Here is a 17,288-nt window from a genome sequence, read left to right as displayed (position 1 = left end):
AGGTGAGCCCGGATGCCATCGAACGCCACTGGCTGTGTGAGGCCGAGATGGTGACAGTATCTGCGCCATCCCATCCACTCGCCTCGATACTGGAACCCATCCCGATGGACGAATTTGGCAGACATGTTCAGATCGTCGTTACGGATAATCAGCCGGGAGCGGAAAAGACCCAACAGGGTGTCGCCGGCAAACGCCAGTGGCTGGTCAATGACCTCGGCGCCAAGCGTGATCTTCTCAAGGCCGGTCTCGGCTGGGGCCATTTGCCTCGGCACCTCGTTGACGAGGACCTGGCGAGCGGACAGCTGGTTGAACTTGAGCGCCGCGCCTGGCACCTCGGTTCGCTGACGTTCATGATCTCGCAACGACGAGGGTATGACCTCTCTCCATGCGAGTCGCGGATGGTCGAGCTCCTTGGATAAAATATGGCAGTTGCCATCCATTGACAGGAGCCTCACATGGTCACCCGCATCAAGATCGATTTCGTCTCTGATGTGTCTTGTCCCTGGTGCGCGGTGGGGTTGAGCTCGCTGGAGCAGGCATTGTCCAGGGTCGGGGGCGAGATCGAGGCGGAACTGCACTTCCAACCCTTCGAGCTGAACCCGGACATGCCACCCGAAGGGCAGGATACCGTCGAGCGTCTATCGCGCAAGTACGGCATGACGCCGGAACAGGTCCGCCAAAATGGCGAACTCATCACCGCGCGGGGCCGCGAGGTCGGCTTCACCTTCAATATGGACAAACGCACCCGCACCTACAACACCTTCGATGCGCATCGACTGCTGCACTGGGCCGGCATGGAAGGCCATCAATTGGCCTTGAAGCATGCACTGTTGAAGGCGTACTTCACCGATGGCGAAAACCCCGGCGATCACGAGACCCTGATCAGGCTGTGCCGCGAGTCAGGATTGAACCAGGATCGCGCGCGTGCGATTCTGGAGTCCGACGAGTACTCGGCGGAAGTACGAGCCCGCGAACGCTTTTATACACAGCAGGGTATCGATTCCGTCCCGTCCATCATCCTGAACGACCGGCATCTGATCCAGGGCGGCCAGGCCCCCGAGACCTTCGAGCAGGCTTTGCGGCAGGTTGCTGATGCCAGGTGAATCGCTCCAAAATCTCTAAAACGTGTGCCGGATGCTGCGGCTTCACCAAGATTTTCCGAGGCCAATTGAGCGATCTACGGGCGCTGCCCGTGCCAATAGCGCCGGGAAGACTCCAGGACGCTGACTATCGACAGGCCGGCGCTGCGCGACCGGGCATTGATCCCGCCCTGCCAATCGGTGCGCCAGATCGCCGCGCCGGATTGGCGCCAGCGATCCAGCACGGCGTCAGCCGGATGTCCGTGGCGGTTCCAGCGGCCCACCTGCACGATGACGTGCTGGGCGGCCACGGCCTGGACGAACGGCACCGATGAAGACGAGCGCGAGCCGTGATGAGCCGCCACTACGACATCGGCCTGGGTCAGCCCGCGCTGCACCAGCGCCGCTTCGGTGCGGGCATCGATGTCACCTGTCAACAGCAGGCTGTGATGTTTGCCGCGCACCCGCAGCACGCAACTGCCGGCATTGGACTGGGCGCCTTTACGCTCGTGGCGCACGTCCAGCGGCCACAGGAATTCAAAGCTGACGCCATCGATCCGCCAGCGCCCGCCGAACAGACAGGGGCTGGCGGCCAGGGGGCGCTGCGCGGGGTCGGCCTGCAGCAGGCTGGCTTCCCGATCCAGCCAGCGGTCCAGGTCGAAGGAGCTGAAGGTCTGCTCCACAGGCACGGATTCCAGCACGCTGCGCATGCCACCCGCATGATCCAGATCGGCGTGGGATGCGATCAAGGCATCCAACCACCGGACACCCAGCGCGCGCAGGGCCGGCACGACGGTTCGGGCACCCTCGTCCGCCTCTCGCGCATGGCGGGCCCCAACGTCGAAGACAACGGCATGCCGGGCCGTGCGCAGCAACAGGGCGCTGCCCTGGCCCACGTCCAGGGCATGCAGGTCCCACTCGCCGTCTGCCGGACGCGGCGGCGTCCAAAACACCATGGGCAACAGCGCCAGCCAGGCCCAGCGGCGTCGGTGCCAAAGCGATGCCGCCCATCGGTTTCTGAGCGTTGGCAATCCCAGGCCCTCGCAGCGGGACCCCGCCCGGGCGCGGGATATCGCCGGCATTGCGTCTGCCCGGCCCGCGTCGTGCCGAAATCTATTCGGCCACACCGCGCATGCCGCCCCAGCCACCGCCAGCAGGTACATCCAGGCGGGGCCGGCCGCCACCGGCCAGGTCGGAAGACCGGCCAGCCATTCGGTGGGGCGCATCATCAGGGACAACAGCCCATGGGCCAGCCAGGCCAGACCGGCAGCAGCCCAATCCAGACCCGGCATCAGGGACACGGCCGCCAGCACCAGTGACAGCGGCGTGATGCACAGCTCGATCAATGGAATGGCGTAGGCATTGGCCAGGGGCGACACCAGGGATATTTCGTGGAACACCCAGGCCAGGGCCGGCGCCAGGGCCAAGGTGATGGCCCACTGCAGGCGCGCGGCCAGCCGCAGTCCGCGCAAACAGCGGTCAACGCGTGACACGACTGCCGAAGCCGAAGCCGACATCGGCATGGATTGGGACTGCTTCGGCAGCCTCAGCCGCAGAGACACATCCTGTCCCACCGCCAGCAACACCGCGACCGCCGCAAAAGACAGCCAGAAGCCACCGGCCAGGATGGACCAGGGATCCAGCGCCACGACGGCGGCGGCCGCCAGGGCCAGCACCCGGGAAGCGCTGAGGCGCAGCTGCAGGGCCTGGGCGCCCACCACCACGGCCAGCATCATGAAGGTGCGGCGGGCGGGGACACCCCACCCTGCCAGCAGGCAATACAGCCAGGCAGTGATCAGTGCCGCACAGGCCGCCGCCCGGCGAGCCGGCCAGTACTCCGCCAACAGTCGGCCACGCCAGGACAGGCGGCACCACAGCCAACGCACGGCCAGCGCCGCCGCACCGGCCAGCATGGTGATGTGGGATCCAGAAATTGAAACCAAATGCGTCAATCCGGTGCGATTGAATATCCGCCAGTCGGTATCGTCCATCCCGTCCTGATCGCCAATCGCCAGCGCCCGCAGCACGGCGCCGTAGCGCTTGTCTTCCAGGTAAGGCGCCATGGCCTGGCGGATCCGATGCCGCGCCCGGTCAGCGACGATCGTAATACCGTGCCAGCCCTCATCGCGCAGGTGTTCCGGCACGCCGCGCACCGTGCCGCTCGCCCGGATGCCGGCGGCAAACATGTGCCCCTCGTAATCGAAGGCCGCAGTGTTCTGTGCCGCCCGGATGGGCCGCAGGACCAGGGCCATGCGCCACACCTGCCCTGCCTGCACGACGGGAAACGGCGGATCAGCCGGATGCGGCGCCGCATAGGGGCTGCGCCAGCCCGAGGCCGGCCAGCTGACCAGAATCCGCTGCGGCACACCCGCCGGGTGCGCGTCCAACACGTCCGCTTCGAAGCGGATCCGGTCCGGCTGCAGGCGCGGCAGCCCCTGGACACGCAGCACGACTCGCGAGACACGATCCACGTTGCCATCTGCCAGGACCTGATCCAACCGCTGCTGCGCCCAGAAAACTGTGACCGCAAAGGCCAAGCCGGCTGCCAGCAGCCACAAGGCCAGAACGAATGATGCGTGGATCAAAGGTGGCGCACGGTCCAGCAACGACCTGCCTTCCGGCGACGAGCAGCCTCTCCGCAAGGAATCGCCGTCCTGGGAAGTCGCATCATCCGCAGACCGGACGTCCGTCTCACGAAAGCCGACCCAAAACCTCAGAAACCCGGCCAGGACCAGCATGACGGCCGGGACCAGCACCGCAGCCACCGGCCAGGTCCATGCCGGCAACTCGGGCAACTGGTGCACGGCCCCTACTCCCAACAGCCCCGCCCCCACCGCCAGCCGTCCGATCATGTCCCGCCCCCGAAGACCTCCGACAGGACAGGCTAAGGGACGCGGCTGTGACAAAACCAGACCGTCGGGCCGATTTTGTCACAGCTCACTGAATCACAAGCAGCGCATCAACCCCCGGCCACGCCGACCCGGGCTCGATCACAGCGACGACAACAGGGCGTCCAGCTTCGGCAGAACCCGCATCGCATTGCGGCCGCACTGGGCGATCACCGCATCCCTGGATTCTGCACGCAGTGCTGCCAGGCTGTCGGCGATCCGGGCGACTTCGGCGGGTTCGTTGCGGGCTGGCTGCAGTCGTCCCTCGGCATCGCGACCCAGCCAGGCAGGCGGGATGTCGGGGGCGTCGGTTTCCAGCACCAGTGCCGTGACCGGCAACTGCGCAGCCAGGCGGCGAATCTGCAGGGCGCGATCGAAGGTCATCGCCCCGCCCACCCCCAGCGCGAATCCCCGTTCCAGAAACTGCTCGGCCTGCTGGAAACTGCCGTTGAAGGCATGAGCGATGCCACCGATCAGCGGGCGGCGGCGCAGGTGTTTGAGCAGCATGTCCTGGGATCTGCGCACGTGCAGCAGCACCGGCAGACCGAACTGCTGCGCCAGATCCAGTTGGCGAACGTAGAAATGTTCCTGCCGCGCCCGCAGCTCCGGAGTGCTGACTTCAGGCACAAAGAAATCCAGGCCGATCTCGCCGACGGCCACCAGGCGCGGATCGTCCCGCCAGGCACGCAGGAGGTCTTCCAGGGCAGCCAGGTCGCTGTCGGAGGCGCGCGGCACGAACAAGGGATGAATGCCCAGCGCGTAGGCGCCCCCCGGCAACGACGCCGCCAGATCCCGCACGGTCTGGAAATTATCCCGGCAGACCGCCGGAATGACGATGCTGCGAACACCCGCCCCCTGCGCCCGGCGGACGACGTCCGGCCGATCCGTATCGAATTCAGCGGCATCCAGATGGCAATGCGTGTCAATGAGCATACGTTTCTCCGTCCGGCACGAGCCGCGCCGCACTGAAAACCCGCGCCGTCAGCCTTCGGCCAACCGCCCTGCCTGCATGTGCAATTGCCGATGCGCCAGCGCCGCCAGGGCCGGATCGTGCGTCACGATGACGAAGGCCGTGCCCAGAGTCTGGTTGATGCTGCGCAGCAGATCAAACATGGCATCGGCCGTATGGCGATCAAGATTGCCCGTGGGCTCGTCGGCCAGCACGCAGGCTGGCTGCGTCACCAGGGCGCGGGCCAGGGCGACGCGCTGGCGTTCGCCGCCGGACAACTGTCCCGGGAAATGCGTCGCGCGATTGCCCAGGCCGACTTGTTCCAGGATCCCATGGGCCTGTTCGCGGGCCTGGGCGCGCCCCATGCGCCGCACGATCAGCGGCATCGCCACATTGTCCAGGGCGGAAAATTCCGGCAATAGATGATGGAACTGGTAGACGAAACCCAGCGCCCGGTTGCGCAACTGGCTGCGCTTGCGTTCGCCCAGGCCGTTGGCTGATTCGCCAGCGACCCACAGCTTCCCTTCGTCGGGCTGGTCCAGCAGGCCCAGCACGTGCAGCAGCGTGCTTTTGCCCGACCCGGATGCGCCCACTATGGCCACCATCTCATGGGCCTGCACCGACAGGCTCACGTCCTGCAGGACCTCCACCCGCCCCGCGCCCTCATCGTAGGTCTTGGCTAGATGTTCGGCGCGCAGCACCGTCTTGACGTCGTTCACTGCATCAGTCATGGCGCAGCACCTGGGCGGGTTGCAGGCGGGAGGCCCGCCAACTGGGGTACAGGGTCGCCAGCAGCGACAGCACCAGCGAGGTCACGCCAATGACGGTGATGTCGCCGACCTGCGGACTGGAAGGCAGTTCGCTGATGAAGTAGATCTGCTGGGGCAGGAAATGAATGCCGAACAGGCGCTCGATCCAGGGCACGATGACGTCGATGTTATAGGCGGCGACCGTGCCCAGCAGCACGCCGCCGGCCGTGCCGACCACTCCGATCAGGGCGCCCTGCACCAGAAAGATCCGGGCGACTTCCGCAGGCGTCGCGCCCAGGGTGCGCAAGATGGCGATATCGGACTGCTTGTCCTTGACCGCCATCACCAGGGACGACAGCAGGTTGAAGGCGGCCACCGCCACGATCAAGGTCAGGATCAGGAACATCATGCGCTTTTCCGTCTGCACTGCGGCGAACCAGGTGCGGTTGTTCTGCGTCCAGTCCATGGCGCGCACCCCCTGCGGCATCAGGCCCAGCAGCTGCCGGGCCACCTGCGGCGCCTGCTGCATGTCGGCGATCCGCAGGCGCACCCCGCTGACGCCGCTGTCGCGAAAGACCCGGGCGGCATCCTGCACATTCACGAAGACCAGCGTGGCATCGTACTCGTAATAGCCCGTCGCGAAGATACCGGACACCGTGAACTGTCGCATGCGGGGCGCGAAACCCGCCGGAGAAATCGACCCCTGGGGGGCCAGCATCAGCACGGTGTCGCCCACCGACAGGCCCAGGGATTGGGCGATCTGGCTGCCGACGATGGCGTGAAACGAACCCGGCGTCAGGCTGTCCAGCGCCCCGGATTCCAACTGGCCCTTCAGGTCGGAGACTTGCGGCTCGATGGCGGGATCGATGCCCCGGACCTGCACGCCGCTGAGCGACTGGCCCCGGGCCAGCATGGCCTGGGCGGCAACGAATGGCGCTGCTCCCCGGACTTCCGGATCGGCCTCGGCCGCCTTGGCCAGATCCTGCCAGCGGTCCAGGACCTGCTGGTGATCCACCCCCGGCGCAAAGAGCTCGATGTGCGGCAGCACCGAGAGCATACGGTCGCGCACCTGGGTCTGAAACCCGTTCATGACGGACAGGACGATGATCAGGGCCGCCACCCCCAGGCCGATCCCGGCCATCGAACTGGCCGCCACGAAGGACACGAAGCGATCGCCCCGGCGTCCGCCGCGCCCGATGCGGGCCAGACCGGCGTAGCGCGCCCCGATCCACCATTCATAGGCCATGGGAACCGCCCTTCGATGTGTTGTTTGACTCTACAATTCCGACATGCATATCGTGATTTCCGGGGCTTGGCCCGATCCTGAAGTGGCTGCCGAACTGGCGCCCCATCTGGCGCAGCGCGCCCCTACCCTGGCTCGTTGGCTGAGCCGCAGCAAGGCCGTTCCGACTTCCAGCCCGGCCGCCGAGACCTGGTGTACGCCCCTGGAACACTGGCAATTGCAGGCGCGGGGTTTTGTGGCAGCACAAGCCGAGCATATTAGCGCAGGTCTGGGCCCGCTGCGCGGCGATGCGCACGATGACGACCCCGTCTGGCTGGCCGAACTGATCCACATGGCGCCCTCGCGCGACGGCGCGGCGCTGCTGCCGGCGGCTACGTTGGGCATCACGGCGGAGCACTCCGCCGCCCTGCTGGACACGGCCCGGGAATATCTGGACGACAGCGGCCTGCAGCTCGAATCCCTGCGCCCGGACACCTGGCGCGTGCGCTGGCCCGACGCCGTCGACCTGGCCTGTGCCAGCCCCGCGCTGGTAGCCACCAGCGCTGTCAACGACTGGTGGCCACAGGACTCGGTGGCGCGCCCCTGGCGGCGCCTGGCCAACACGCTGCAGATGGCCTGGTTCGACCACCCCGTCAACCACGCCCGCCAGGAAGCCGGGCTGCCGCCGATCAACAGCCTCTGGCTGTACGGGGGTGCACGCACTTCGCAACTGACGCGCCCCCAGCCCGCTGACCTGCACATCGACACCACGCTGCAGGATGCGGCCATCACGCAGAACTGGGGGGACTGGATCGAGGCGCTGGCCGTGCTGGACCAGGAACGCTTCGCCCCGCTGGCCCAGACACAGCCGACGCTGGTGCTGACCGGGCGCGACCGTTACGTCACGCTGACTGCCCAAGGCGGTTGGCTCGCGCGCTTGCGCGCCCAGGACTGGAGGCGCTGGTGGTGCAACCGCTGATCCGCCCCCGCAGCGCCAACCGGCAGCGCGCACAGGCCCTGGCCGACGCCGGCGTCCATCCCCTGCTGGCCCGGCTCTGGGCGGCGCGGGGGCTGGCGCAGTCCACCCCGACGGATTGGTCGGCCCTGATTCCACCCACCCGGCTGACGCACGTGGACGACGCAGCCCGCCTGCTGGCCGACGCCATCGCAGCACGGCAAAAGCTGTTGATCGTCGCCGACTACGATTGCGATGGCGCCACCGCCTGCGCCGTCGCCGTGCGCGGGCTGCGGGCCTTTGGCGCCCAAGTGGACTTCCTGGTGCCCAACCGCTTCGAGACCGGTTACGGCCTGTCACCCGCCGTGGTGGAACTGGCCCGCCGGCACCCTGCCGGCCAACCAGACTTGCTGATCACCGTGGACAACGGCATCGCCAGCATCGACGGGGTCGCCGCCGCCCGAGCCGCCGGCATGCAGGTCATCGTCACCGATCACCACCTGCCGGGCGAACAGTTGCCGGCCGCGCTGGCCATCGTCAATCCCAACCAGGGGGGCTGCGGCTTTCCCTCCAAACATCTGGCCGGGGTGGGGGTCATTTTCTACGTGTTGCTGGCCTTGCGGGCCGTACTGCGCGAACGCGGCGCCCTGCCCGCCCAGGGCGGCCCCCGCCTGGACGGCCTGAGCGATCTCGTGGCCCTGGGCACCGTGGCCGACGTGGTCCGCCTGGATGCCAACAACCGCCTGCTGGTGGCGCAGGGCCTCAAGCGCATCCGCCAAGGACACATGCAGGCCGGGGTCGCGGCCCTGTTCGACGTAGCCGGGCGCGACCCGCATCAGGCAGGCACGGACGACCTGGGCTTTGCGCTGGGGCCGCGCATCAACGCTGCCGGCCGCATGGCCGACATGAGCCTGGGCATCCACTGCTTGCTGGAGGACGATCCTGCCCGCGCCCGCGCCCTGGCACAGACCCTGGACGACATCAACCGCGAACGGCGCAGCCGTGAAACGGAGATGCGCGACGAGGCGCTGGCCCACCTGGACGGCCAGCCGCTGGCCCAGGCCGCCAGCGTCTGCGTCTGGCAGGCAGGCTGGCACCCGGGCGTCATCGGCCTGGTTGCCTCGCGCCTGAAGGAAACCTACTGGCGTCCGGCCCTGGCCTTCGCACCGGACGAAGCCGGCACATTGCGCGGTTCAGGCCGTTCGATCCCGGAAGTCCACCTGCGCGACGCCCTGGACCTGGTCAGCAAGCGCCTGCCTGGCGCCATCCTGCAATTCGGCGGCCACGCCATGGCTGCCGGCCTGACGCTGCACCAGGCGGCCTTCGACGACTTCGCGCAGCAGTTCGATGCCGCCGTGCGCACGATCAGCGGCTGCGATGGATTCGAACCCTGCCTGGAAACGGACGGATCCCTGGAAGCCCCGTACGCCACGGTTGATACGGCTGCCTTGCTGGCCGAACAGATCTGGGGCGCGGGATTTCCAGCGCCGCTGTTCCAGGATCATTTCCAGGTCGTGCACCAGCGGGTGCTAAAGGACCGGCACCTGAAACTCTTCCTGGAACGGGACGGCCGGCGCATCGATGCCATCTGGTTCAACCACGCCGAGCCCTTGCCCGAGCGGATCATGGCGGTCTACCGCCTGGACCGCAATACCTGGGGGGGGCAAACCACCGTACAGCTGCTGATCGAACACGCCCAGCCTGCTTGACGGCAGGGACAGCGATCAGGGCCCGGGAGCGCGCCCCGGCCAGACGGCCAGCACCAGACCCAGCACAGCGGCTGCGAAGGCCAGCGCATGCAGCCAGGTGAAGGATTCCCCCAGCACGCCCACGCCGACGCAAGCCGCCCCCCCGGGCAGGAGCACGGTGAACACTCCTGCCCGGGATGCCGGCACCCGGCGCAGCCCCGTCATCCAGAGCCAGATGGTGCCGCTGGCGGCCAGCCCATAGAACAGCAGCAGGCCCCAGACCGAGGCGCTGATCGCCGCGAAATCGAAATGCCAGGCAGCATAGGCGCCGGCCGGCAGCATCAGGACAAAGCCCCAGGCGTTCATCAAGGCGCTGATCCGCTTGGCCGACAGGGCCCCGGTCAACTGTTTGCCGATGACCGCATAGGCGGCCTCGCACAGGACGGCGCCCCCCAGCAGCGCATAACCCAGCCAGCGCGTCGCGGCTTCAGCACCCAGCCCATCGTCGGGAGGCTGCGCCACCGCCAGCAGGGCAATGCCGCACACCGCGCAGACGATGGCCGCCAGCACCTGCGGCCGGATCGCTTCGCGCAGCACCACGCGGCTGAGCACTGCGATGGCGGCCGGAATGGCCGACATGATGATCCCGGCTGCAACGGCGCTGCTGTAGCTGACGCCCAGCACCATGAAGACCGTGAACAGGAAACTGCCGATGAAGGACTCCAGGAAGACCAGACAGCGCACGCGGCGGGTCATGGGCGCTTCGGTGGTCGGCTTGCGCAGCCAGTGCAGCACCGCCAGTCCGCCGATGCCAAAGCGCAGGCAACCCAGCAGGAAGACGGGAAAGACCACCGCCAACGGCTTGCTCAGGGCCACATAGGCGCCGACCACGAACATGCTGGACCCCAGACAGAGATACGCCAGTCCCGGATGCAGGTCCGCGTCACCGCGTGTCACGCAGGCCCCCGGCGCGACGACAGCACGATGCCGCCGATGATCAGCAGGAAGGCCAGCGCATGGTAGCTGTGCGGATACTCGCCCAGCAGTCCCAGGGACAGCAGCGCAGCGATCAGGGGGGTCAGATTGTTGAAGAAGCCCGCTACGGTCGGCCCGACCCGCTGCACCCCGGCGCCCCAGCAGCGAAAGGCGATCACGGCCGGGCCGATGGCGACGAAGGCCACCGTCGCCGCCAGCGGCCAGCCCCAGACGATCCGCTGATCGCCCAGCCCCCATTCCATGGCGGCAAACAAGCCCGACCAGGCCGCCCCGTAGAGCACCTGCCCCAGCAGAAAGCCCGCCCAATGGGCGCGCACCGGAGCATCGGCCGGCACCCGCGTCAGCTGCCAGCTGTAGAAAGCCCAGATGATGGTGGCCAACACCATCAGCAGATCCCCGGCCACGAAGCGCAAGGCAAGCAGCTGAGCCCATTCCCCGTGAGACAGCACCAGGGCGACTCCAACCAGGGACAGCACGGCCCCGAGAATCTGCGCCGGACGGATTGCCACCCCGTGGAACATGCGCCCCACGATCAGCATCCAGGCCGGCATGCTGGCGGTCACCAGAGTGACGTTCACCGGCGTGGACGTATGCAGGGCCAGATACTGCAGGGAGTTGTACAGCCCCACGCCCAGCAGCCCCAACAAGGCGTAGCGTGGCCATTCCCGCCAGACCACGCTGTCGGCCTGCAGAACCCGATAGCCCAGGGGCAGGAGCAGCAATAAGGCCACCGCCCAGCGCAGGAAATTCAAGGTCAGCGGCGGCACCAGATGCACGACTGCGCGACCGACCACCGCATTGCTCGCCCACAAAGTGGGCGGAATCAGCAGCAAAGCCACCGTACTGGGAGTCAATCTGTCATTCATGCGTCTCATCTGCCTGAACCGGCCAGCGGCAATTCTAACCGCCGCTTTATTTCTTGACATAATACTGCGCCGAGCCTTAACATAAGAGATTGTTTCATCAGCGGTTTTCAGTGTTTGTCGGTTCGCCGGCTGCCTTGGCGGGTCCAGTGTTCCTGGTGCCTGCTGCCTCTCTGGGGCTTGGCCCCTGCCTGGATTCTGATCGCCCTTACGATCCTGTCGTTCGTCTGGCCCCTGGCTGGGCCGACCCTGCATTTGCCCGCTGATGGTTTGATGAATTTACGGGAGCACACGCTATGGCCAAAGAAGAACTACTCGAAATGCACGGATCCGTGACCGAGGTCCTGCCGGACTCCCGTTTCCGCGTCACGCTGGATAACGGACACCCAGTCATCGCCTATACCGGCGGCAAGATGCGCAAGCACCACATCCGCATCCTGGCGGGCGATCAGGTCACGCTGGAAATGTCCCCCTATGATCTCAGCAAGGGCCGTATCACCTTCCGCCACCTGAACCGCAGCGCAGGCACAGGCGCCAGCCCTGCTCCCCGTCGTCGCCACTGATCGGCGACACCTTGCCTGCGGGGCGCAACGCCCCTCAGTGGCAATCCGGAACGGTCTGATCCAGATAAACCTCGAATGCGATGGCCTTGGCCTGTTCCCGGGCCGTCTGTCGCAAGGCGGCCGGGCTCAAGGCCTGGCGCAGGGCGTCACGGCCCGCAGCAGGCAGATCGGTCCGGCGCAACTGCGTCAGTTTTTCCTGCCGATACGGCGCCAGTTGCGCCGAAAACTTCCGCCACTCGGGATATTTCAGCAGTTCACGCAGAAAGCCCTCGTCTTCCACCGCCGCATCGCACTGCCCCGTACGCAAGGCCAGCAAGGCATCGGCGGCGGCCGGATACACCTGTTCGATCGCGGCGTACCGGGCGCTCAGTTCGCCCACGTGGCGTCCATCAGCGCTCAGACAGACGGTGCGCCCAGCCAGTGCCGTCCAGTCATGGATATCCGTGTCGGTGCGCAAGATCGCCAGCGGGCTGGCTGACCAGTCCACATCCCTGCGCGAGACACCATCAGGCAGCGCAAGGTCCGCCGGCACGACTCCCACCCAGGCATCCAGGATGCCATCCCGCAACTGTTCCAGCGCCCGATCCAGCGCCACGGCCTGTACTGGCGCGCTGCCCTGGGTGGTCTGCGCGGCCAGCAACTCGATGCGCACCGGCGTGCGGGGCTTGGCGCCCGGCACCGGCGCGGCTGGCACCTGCGCCACGCCCAGGCGCCAGCCCTCTGTATCCTGAGCGAACGCCTGCAGCGGCGCCGTCAGGGCGACGGCCATGCCCAGACCGATGATCAGCGTGCCCGCACGTGGGCGCCACGGCGAATTAAACATACTGATAGCGCAAGACCCGACGTTTGATGTTTTCCAGAAAGACCTGATCGATGAGCGTCGCCAGAATGGCGATCGTCAGGATATTGGCCATCACTCCCACCATGTCGGCGGTTTCCCCGGCATAGGCGAGAGACCGGCCCAGGCCCTGACCGAAACCGATCAGCATTTCTGCTGAAATGAGCGCGCGCCACGCATTGCCAAATGCGAGTTGCGCCCCGGTGATCAGTTCGGGCATGACCGCTGGCAGGTAAACCCGGCGCACCATGTCCCAGTGGCTGGCACCCATCACCCGGGCCGCCGATACGTGGGTCTGCAGCACGCTTTCAGTGGCGTTCATGACCGACAGCGCTGCCGGGAAGAAGGCGGCCAGCGCGATCACCACAATGATGGGCACGTTGCCAAAGCCCATCAGGATCAGGAACAGCGGCACCCAGGCGATCGACGGGATGGACTGCAGCACGATAATGGCGGACTTCAGGACTTCGCGGAAAAACAGCAGCAAGCCGCCCGCCAGCCCGAACCCGATGCCAAACAGCAGCGCGAATCCATATCCCACCCCAAGGCGCCCCATGCTGCCGGCCAGGATGGCGCGAAACTCTGCGGTCTGCAGATCGTGCCAGACACGCTCCAGCACCACCGGCACGCCTGGCATCAGGAAGTCGGGCAGCGTCCAGGCGGCGCACTGCCAGACCAGCAGGATGGCGGCAATGGCCACCAGCATGGCCAGCTTGCGGGCGGTGGAGGAAACACGTCTTTTTTTACTCATGCTCAAGAAGATGGCCGGACAGACCCGGCCATTCGGAAAAATGGGAAACGGGTGCGATTATCGCACCCATCGTGCGCCATGCTTACAGCTTGCGGGCCTGCTGCCAGTCCAGATCGACGATCGACTTGACGTCGAAAGGTTTGCCGTCCTGGGTCTTGAGCGCGCCCTGGGACTGCATGATGTCGGCGACTTCCTGCATGCGGCTCAGATCCTTGGGCGTCAGCGCAGGGCTGAAGGTCTGCGTCTGGATGGCCTTGCTGATGATCTTCTCGCGCGGGACATCGCCGTCATGCAGCGTCTTTAACGTAGGCTCGGCGATGAAGTAGCTGGCGATCAGCTTGGCGGCCTCGTCCGGTTTCTGCTGCAGCAGCTCGATGGCCTGGCTCTGGGCATCCAGCGACTTCCAGACCAGGTCCTTCTTGTCCTTGAGCGTCTTGCCCGAGGTGATCGTCACCATGCAGGGGAAAGGCCAGACCTCGCCAATTTCATAGATCTGTTTGACGGGCGCGATCAGCTGGGCGATGCTCGCCTGCGGCTCGAACAGGAAGGCGGCATCGACGCGTTTGCCCACCAGCGACTGCACAGCCACCTGCGGGCTGACCCCCAGGATGTTCACGTCCGAAGCCTGCAGGCCGGCGTCTTTCAGCACGACGCCACGCAGCACCGTGTCGGCCGTGCTGCCTTCTTTTTGGGACGCCAGAGTATGGCCCTTCAGGTCGGCGACGGACTTGATGTTGGCGTCATCGCGCACCACCAGCGCATGGTAGCCACGCTGCGCACCGGCCACGACCTTCAGGTCGGCGCCCCGCGAGGACCAGGATGCCGCATTGGTGAAGCCCAGCACGCCGGTGTCCAACTGGCCGCCGACGATGGCCTTGATCAGGTCCGTACCGGACTTGAATTCCACCAGTTGCACGTCCAGGCCCTGCTTTTCATAGAACTTGCCCTCGTAGGCCGTGATCGCCTGGGCGTCGTCCATGACGCGGATGTAGCCGACCTTGAAGGGCTCGGCAGCCAGGGCAGCCTGGGACGCCAGCGTCAGGGCGGCCAGGATGGGGATTAATGCTCTGCTGAATTTCATGCTGCAAGTTCCTCGGGGATGGATTGGGTAGAGGTAGAAGATTCGGCGTCGGCCACGATGCCCAGCAGGCTCAGGATTTCCCGGCGCATGTCGGCAAAATTCGACAGGTCGTGCGTCTTGTCGCTGTCCGACAGATGGAATTCTTTCAACAGGTTCGAGGGCCGAGCGCTGAACACCAGGATGCGGTCGGCCAGAAACAGGGCCTCGTCGACGTCGTGCGTGACCAGCAGCACCGTCGGGCGGGTTTCACGGATCAGGGTGCGCAAGGCGTCCTGCAGGGTCATGCGGGTCAGTGCATCCAGCGCGCCAAAGGGTTCATCCAGCAGCAGGACTTCAGGCCGGGTGATGAAGGCCCGTGCCAAGGCGCAGCGCTGGCGCATGCCGCCAGAAACCTGATGCGGAAAATAGTCCTCGAAGCCCTTCAGGCGGACTTTGTCCAGCCAGGCAAAGGCCTGTTCACGGGCCTTTGCGCGCGGTACTTTCTGCAATTCCAGGGCCATGGCGACGTTTTGCGACAGGGTCAGCCACGGATAGAGCGCATTTTCCTGGAACATCAGCATGCGGCTGGGATCGGGGCGATGGATCGGCTGCCCGTCGGCCAGCACCTGGCCCGCGCTGGGTTTTTCCAGCCCGGCCGCCATATGCAGAAGCGTCGATTTGCCGCAACCCGATGGCCCGACCAGCGCCACCAGCTCACCCGGTGCGATCTCGCTGTCGAAGCGATCGACCACGCGCAAATCGCCGAACTGCTTTTCAACCTGACTGAAGGAAAGATTCATCGTTGTTTCCCGCCCGGCCTGCCACCCGGCAGGACCATATAACTGTGAATTGATTGGACAAGGGCAACTTTAACGATTTTGCTTAATGCTAAACAACGATAAATTCATGATTTCTTTATCACTATAAGTAATAAATCAAATGCGCTACGATGAAAGCCTCTCTGCCAGAGGAGCACTCATGTCCAGCGCCATCGTTGTCGATCCCATCGCCCGGTTGCTGGCTGGCCACGGCCTCACACGCCAGCACCTGACACAACTGGCCGACCCGGCCCTGCGGGTCCAGGCCATCGCCTGGCTCGACGGCCCGGCAGACGCTCAGCGCCAGACCCTGCAGCGCACGCTGTTTCCTGCCCTGATCGAATCCATGGCAGGTTCGGACGCGGTCTGTCTGAAAGGCATGACCCAGGGGTTGACGGAACAAGGCATGGCACTGCGACACCGCTGGCACGCCATCCGTGCCGACCTCAGCAACGCAACAACCGCACTGCCCGACACCCTGCAATCCTGGATCGACGACTACCTGAACTATCTGCAACGCGCGGACGAGGAACTGCTGCCCATGGCGTCCCGGCTGCTGGACGACGACGCCCTGGATCAGTTGCGCCGCGCCTTGGCATAGTGGTTTTCCTTCCTGGCAAGATCCGGCCAATTCCATTAAACTCCGGCCGTTTGGCCCTGTTCGTTCAGCGGCCTGTCAGCCAGGCGCCCAGTTGGTGATTAAGGGGCGCACCGCTATCCGGAGAACCTTCTCGATGAAATTTTCGACCACTCGCATTGCTGCCTCGCTCGGCCTGTCCCTGACCCTGGGCCTGGCCGCCATCACAGCCCAGGCTGCTCCCACCGTCATCAAGTTCAGCCACGTCGTGGCTGAAAACACGCCCAAGGGCCAAGGCGCCCTGAAATTCAAGGAACTCGCCGAAGCCGCACTGCCCGGCCAGGTCGAAGTTCAGGTGTTCCCGAACTCGCAGCTGTTTGGCGACGGCAAGGAAATGGAAGCCCTGTTGCTGGGCGACGTGCAGATCATCGCCCCATCCCTGGCGAAATTCGATCGCTATACGAAAAAAGTGCAGATCTTCGATCTGCCCTTCCTGTTTGACGACATGGCTGCCCTGGACCGCTTCCAGGCAGGCCCCGCCGGCCAAAGCCTGCTGGACTCCATGAAATCCAAGGGCATCCAGGGCCTGGCCTACTGGCACAACGGCATGAAGCAGATGTCCACCAACAAGGACCAACTGGTTCGCCCCGAAGACATCAAGGGCCTGAAGTTCCGCATCCAGTCGTCCGACGTGCTGGAGGCTCAATTCCGCCAGCTGGGCGCCAATCCGCAGAAGCTGGCCTTCTCCGAGGTCTACCAGGCGCTGCAGACCGGCGTGGTGGATGGGGCTGAAAATCCCTGGTCCAACATCTACTCGCAGAAATTCCACGAAGTGCAAAAGACCATCGCCGTCACCAACCACGGTGCGCTGGACTACATGGTCATCACCAATTCCGGCTGGTGGGACGGCCTGCCCGAAAACGTTCGCGATGCGCTGAAAAAGGCCATGGCGGGCGCTACGGAACACGCCAACAAGCTGGCGGCCGAGATCAACGACCGCGACCAGCAGCGCATCGCCGAGGCCGGCAAGGCCAAGATCCAGACGCTGTCCAAGGAAGACGTCGCCGCCTGGCGTACCGCCATGCACCCGGTCTGGGAGAAATTCCAGAGCGGCATCGGCAAGGACCTGATCGACGCCGCCCAGGCTTCGAACCAACCCTCCTGATCCGGCGGATTCCTGCTGCTTCAGCACGGCCGCTCACAGCGGCCGTTTCATATTCTGACCCAAGGAGTGCCCACCATGTTGAAAAACTGGCTGGAACACATCGAGGAAGGCCTGATTGCCTTCCTGC

General features: G+C 65.6%; 17 protein-coding genes. 7 read left to right on the top strand and 10 right to left on the bottom strand.

Features of this window, described 5'->3' with window-relative positions; translation table 11 throughout:
• On the top strand, window positions 1–419 hold a 419-nt coding region (locus tag VDP74_RS14805), incomplete at its 5' end, for a LysR substrate-binding domain-containing protein (RefSeq protein ID WP_323000413.1).
• A gap of 36 nt (window positions 420–455) precedes the next feature.
• Window positions 456–1,103, top strand: a complete 648-nt coding sequence (locus VDP74_RS14800; protein ID WP_323000412.1) for a DsbA family oxidoreductase — start codon at window positions 456–458, stop codon at window positions 1,101–1,103.
• A gap of 74 nt (window positions 1,104–1,177) precedes the next feature.
• Here VDP74_RS14800 and VDP74_RS14795 read toward each other — a convergent pair whose 3' ends face one another.
• The 4 genes from VDP74_RS14795 to VDP74_RS14780 form a co-directional block, all read right to left on the bottom strand.
• A complete protein-coding gene (locus tag VDP74_RS14795) occupies window positions 1,178–3,931 on the bottom strand; it encodes a ComEC/Rec2 family competence protein (RefSeq protein WP_323000411.1) in 2,754 nt (917 codons plus the stop codon).
• 138 nt (window positions 3,932–4,069) lie between these two features.
• Window positions 4,070–4,900, bottom strand: coding sequence for a TatD family hydrolase (locus VDP74_RS14790; RefSeq protein ID WP_323000410.1), 831 nt, complete (start codon window positions 4,898–4,900; stop codon window positions 4,070–4,072).
• Between the two features lie 48 nt (window positions 4,901–4,948).
• Window positions 4,949–5,647 (bottom strand): ABC transporter ATP-binding protein, encoded by a 699-nt coding sequence (locus VDP74_RS14785; RefSeq protein WP_323000409.1) that lies wholly within the window; start codon window positions 5,645–5,647, stop codon window positions 4,949–4,951.
• A complete protein-coding gene (locus VDP74_RS14780) occupies window positions 5,640–6,911 on the bottom strand; it encodes a lipoprotein-releasing ABC transporter permease subunit (protein WP_323000408.1) in 1,272 nt (423 codons plus the stop codon). The genes VDP74_RS14785 and VDP74_RS14780 overlap by 8 nt, the downstream gene beginning before the upstream one ends.
• A 43-nt stretch (window positions 6,912–6,954) precedes the next feature.
• Between VDP74_RS14780 and VDP74_RS14775 the strand changes: the two genes are divergently transcribed.
• Both VDP74_RS14775 and recJ read left to right on the top strand, forming a co-directional pair.
• Window positions 6,955–7,866 (top strand): hypothetical protein, encoded by a 912-nt coding sequence (locus VDP74_RS14775; RefSeq protein ID WP_323000407.1) that lies wholly within the window; start codon window positions 6,955–6,957, stop codon window positions 7,864–7,866.
• Window positions 7,851–9,551 carry a single-stranded-DNA-specific exonuclease RecJ gene (gene recJ / locus VDP74_RS14770; protein ID WP_416233002.1) on the top strand — a complete coding sequence of 567 codons (1,701 nt, stop codon included), beginning with the start codon at window positions 7,851–7,853 and terminating at the stop codon, window positions 9,549–9,551. Before VDP74_RS14775 ends, recJ begins: the two co-directional genes overlap by 16 nt.
• A gap of 15 nt (window positions 9,552–9,566) precedes the next feature.
• Here recJ and VDP74_RS14765 read toward each other — a convergent pair whose 3' ends face one another.
• Both VDP74_RS14765 and VDP74_RS14760 read right to left on the bottom strand, forming a co-directional pair.
• On the bottom strand, window positions 9,567–10,427 hold the full coding sequence (locus tag VDP74_RS14765; protein WP_416233003.1) for a DMT family transporter: 861 nt from the start codon (window positions 10,425–10,427) through the stop codon (window positions 9,567–9,569).
• 56 nt (window positions 10,428–10,483) lie between these two features.
• A complete protein-coding gene (locus VDP74_RS14760; RefSeq protein ID WP_323000405.1) occupies window positions 10,484–11,392 on the bottom strand; it encodes a DMT family transporter in 909 nt (302 codons plus the stop codon).
• Between the two features lie 293 nt (window positions 11,393–11,685).
• Here VDP74_RS14760 and infA point away from each other — a divergent pair, with 293 nt between their 5' ends.
• Complete coding sequence (gene infA / locus VDP74_RS14755; protein ID WP_323000404.1) at window positions 11,686–11,952, top strand: translation initiation factor IF-1; 267 nt, start codon at window positions 11,686–11,688, stop codon at window positions 11,950–11,952.
• A 34-nt stretch (window positions 11,953–11,986) separates the two neighbouring features.
• Here infA and VDP74_RS14750 read toward each other — a convergent pair whose 3' ends face one another.
• From VDP74_RS14750 to VDP74_RS14735, 4 genes are all read right to left on the bottom strand, one after another.
• On the bottom strand, window positions 11,987–12,775 hold the full coding sequence (locus tag VDP74_RS14750) for a transporter substrate-binding domain-containing protein (RefSeq protein ID WP_323000403.1): 789 nt from the start codon (window positions 12,773–12,775) through the stop codon (window positions 11,987–11,989).
• Window positions 12,768–13,541 (bottom strand): ABC transporter permease, encoded by a 774-nt coding sequence (locus VDP74_RS14745; protein WP_323000402.1) that lies wholly within the window; start codon window positions 13,539–13,541, stop codon window positions 12,768–12,770. Before VDP74_RS14745 ends, VDP74_RS14750 begins: the two co-directional genes overlap by 8 nt.
• Window positions 13,542–13,623: 82 nt before the next feature.
• Window positions 13,624–14,622: an ABC transporter substrate-binding protein gene (locus VDP74_RS14740; protein WP_323000401.1), complete on the bottom strand. Its 999-nt coding sequence runs from the start codon at window positions 14,620–14,622 to the stop codon at window positions 13,624–13,626.
• Entirely contained in the window at window positions 14,619–15,401 is a 783-nt protein-coding gene (locus VDP74_RS14735) for an ABC transporter ATP-binding protein (protein WP_323000400.1), read from the bottom strand. The genes VDP74_RS14740 and VDP74_RS14735 overlap by 4 nt, the downstream gene beginning before the upstream one ends.
• Before the next feature lie 178 nt (window positions 15,402–15,579).
• On the opposite strand from VDP74_RS14735, the gene VDP74_RS14730 reads away from it, so the two are divergent.
• Window positions 15,580–16,020 (top strand): hypothetical protein, encoded by a 441-nt coding sequence (locus VDP74_RS14730; RefSeq protein WP_323000399.1) that lies wholly within the window; start codon window positions 15,580–15,582, stop codon window positions 16,018–16,020.
• Window positions 16,021–16,153: 133 nt separating this feature from the next.
• Window positions 16,154–17,161 (top strand): TRAP transporter substrate-binding protein, encoded by a 1,008-nt coding sequence (locus VDP74_RS14725; protein WP_323000398.1) that lies wholly within the window; start codon window positions 16,154–16,156, stop codon window positions 17,159–17,161.
• The last annotated feature ends 127 nt before the right edge of the window (window positions 17,162–17,288 follow it).

Source organism: Castellaniella sp., from assembly GCF_034674885.1.
Taxonomy (GTDB): domain Bacteria; phylum Pseudomonadota; class Gammaproteobacteria; order Burkholderiales; family Burkholderiaceae_B; genus Castellaniella.
This window is presented reverse-complemented; position numbering and strand designations above follow the sequence as displayed.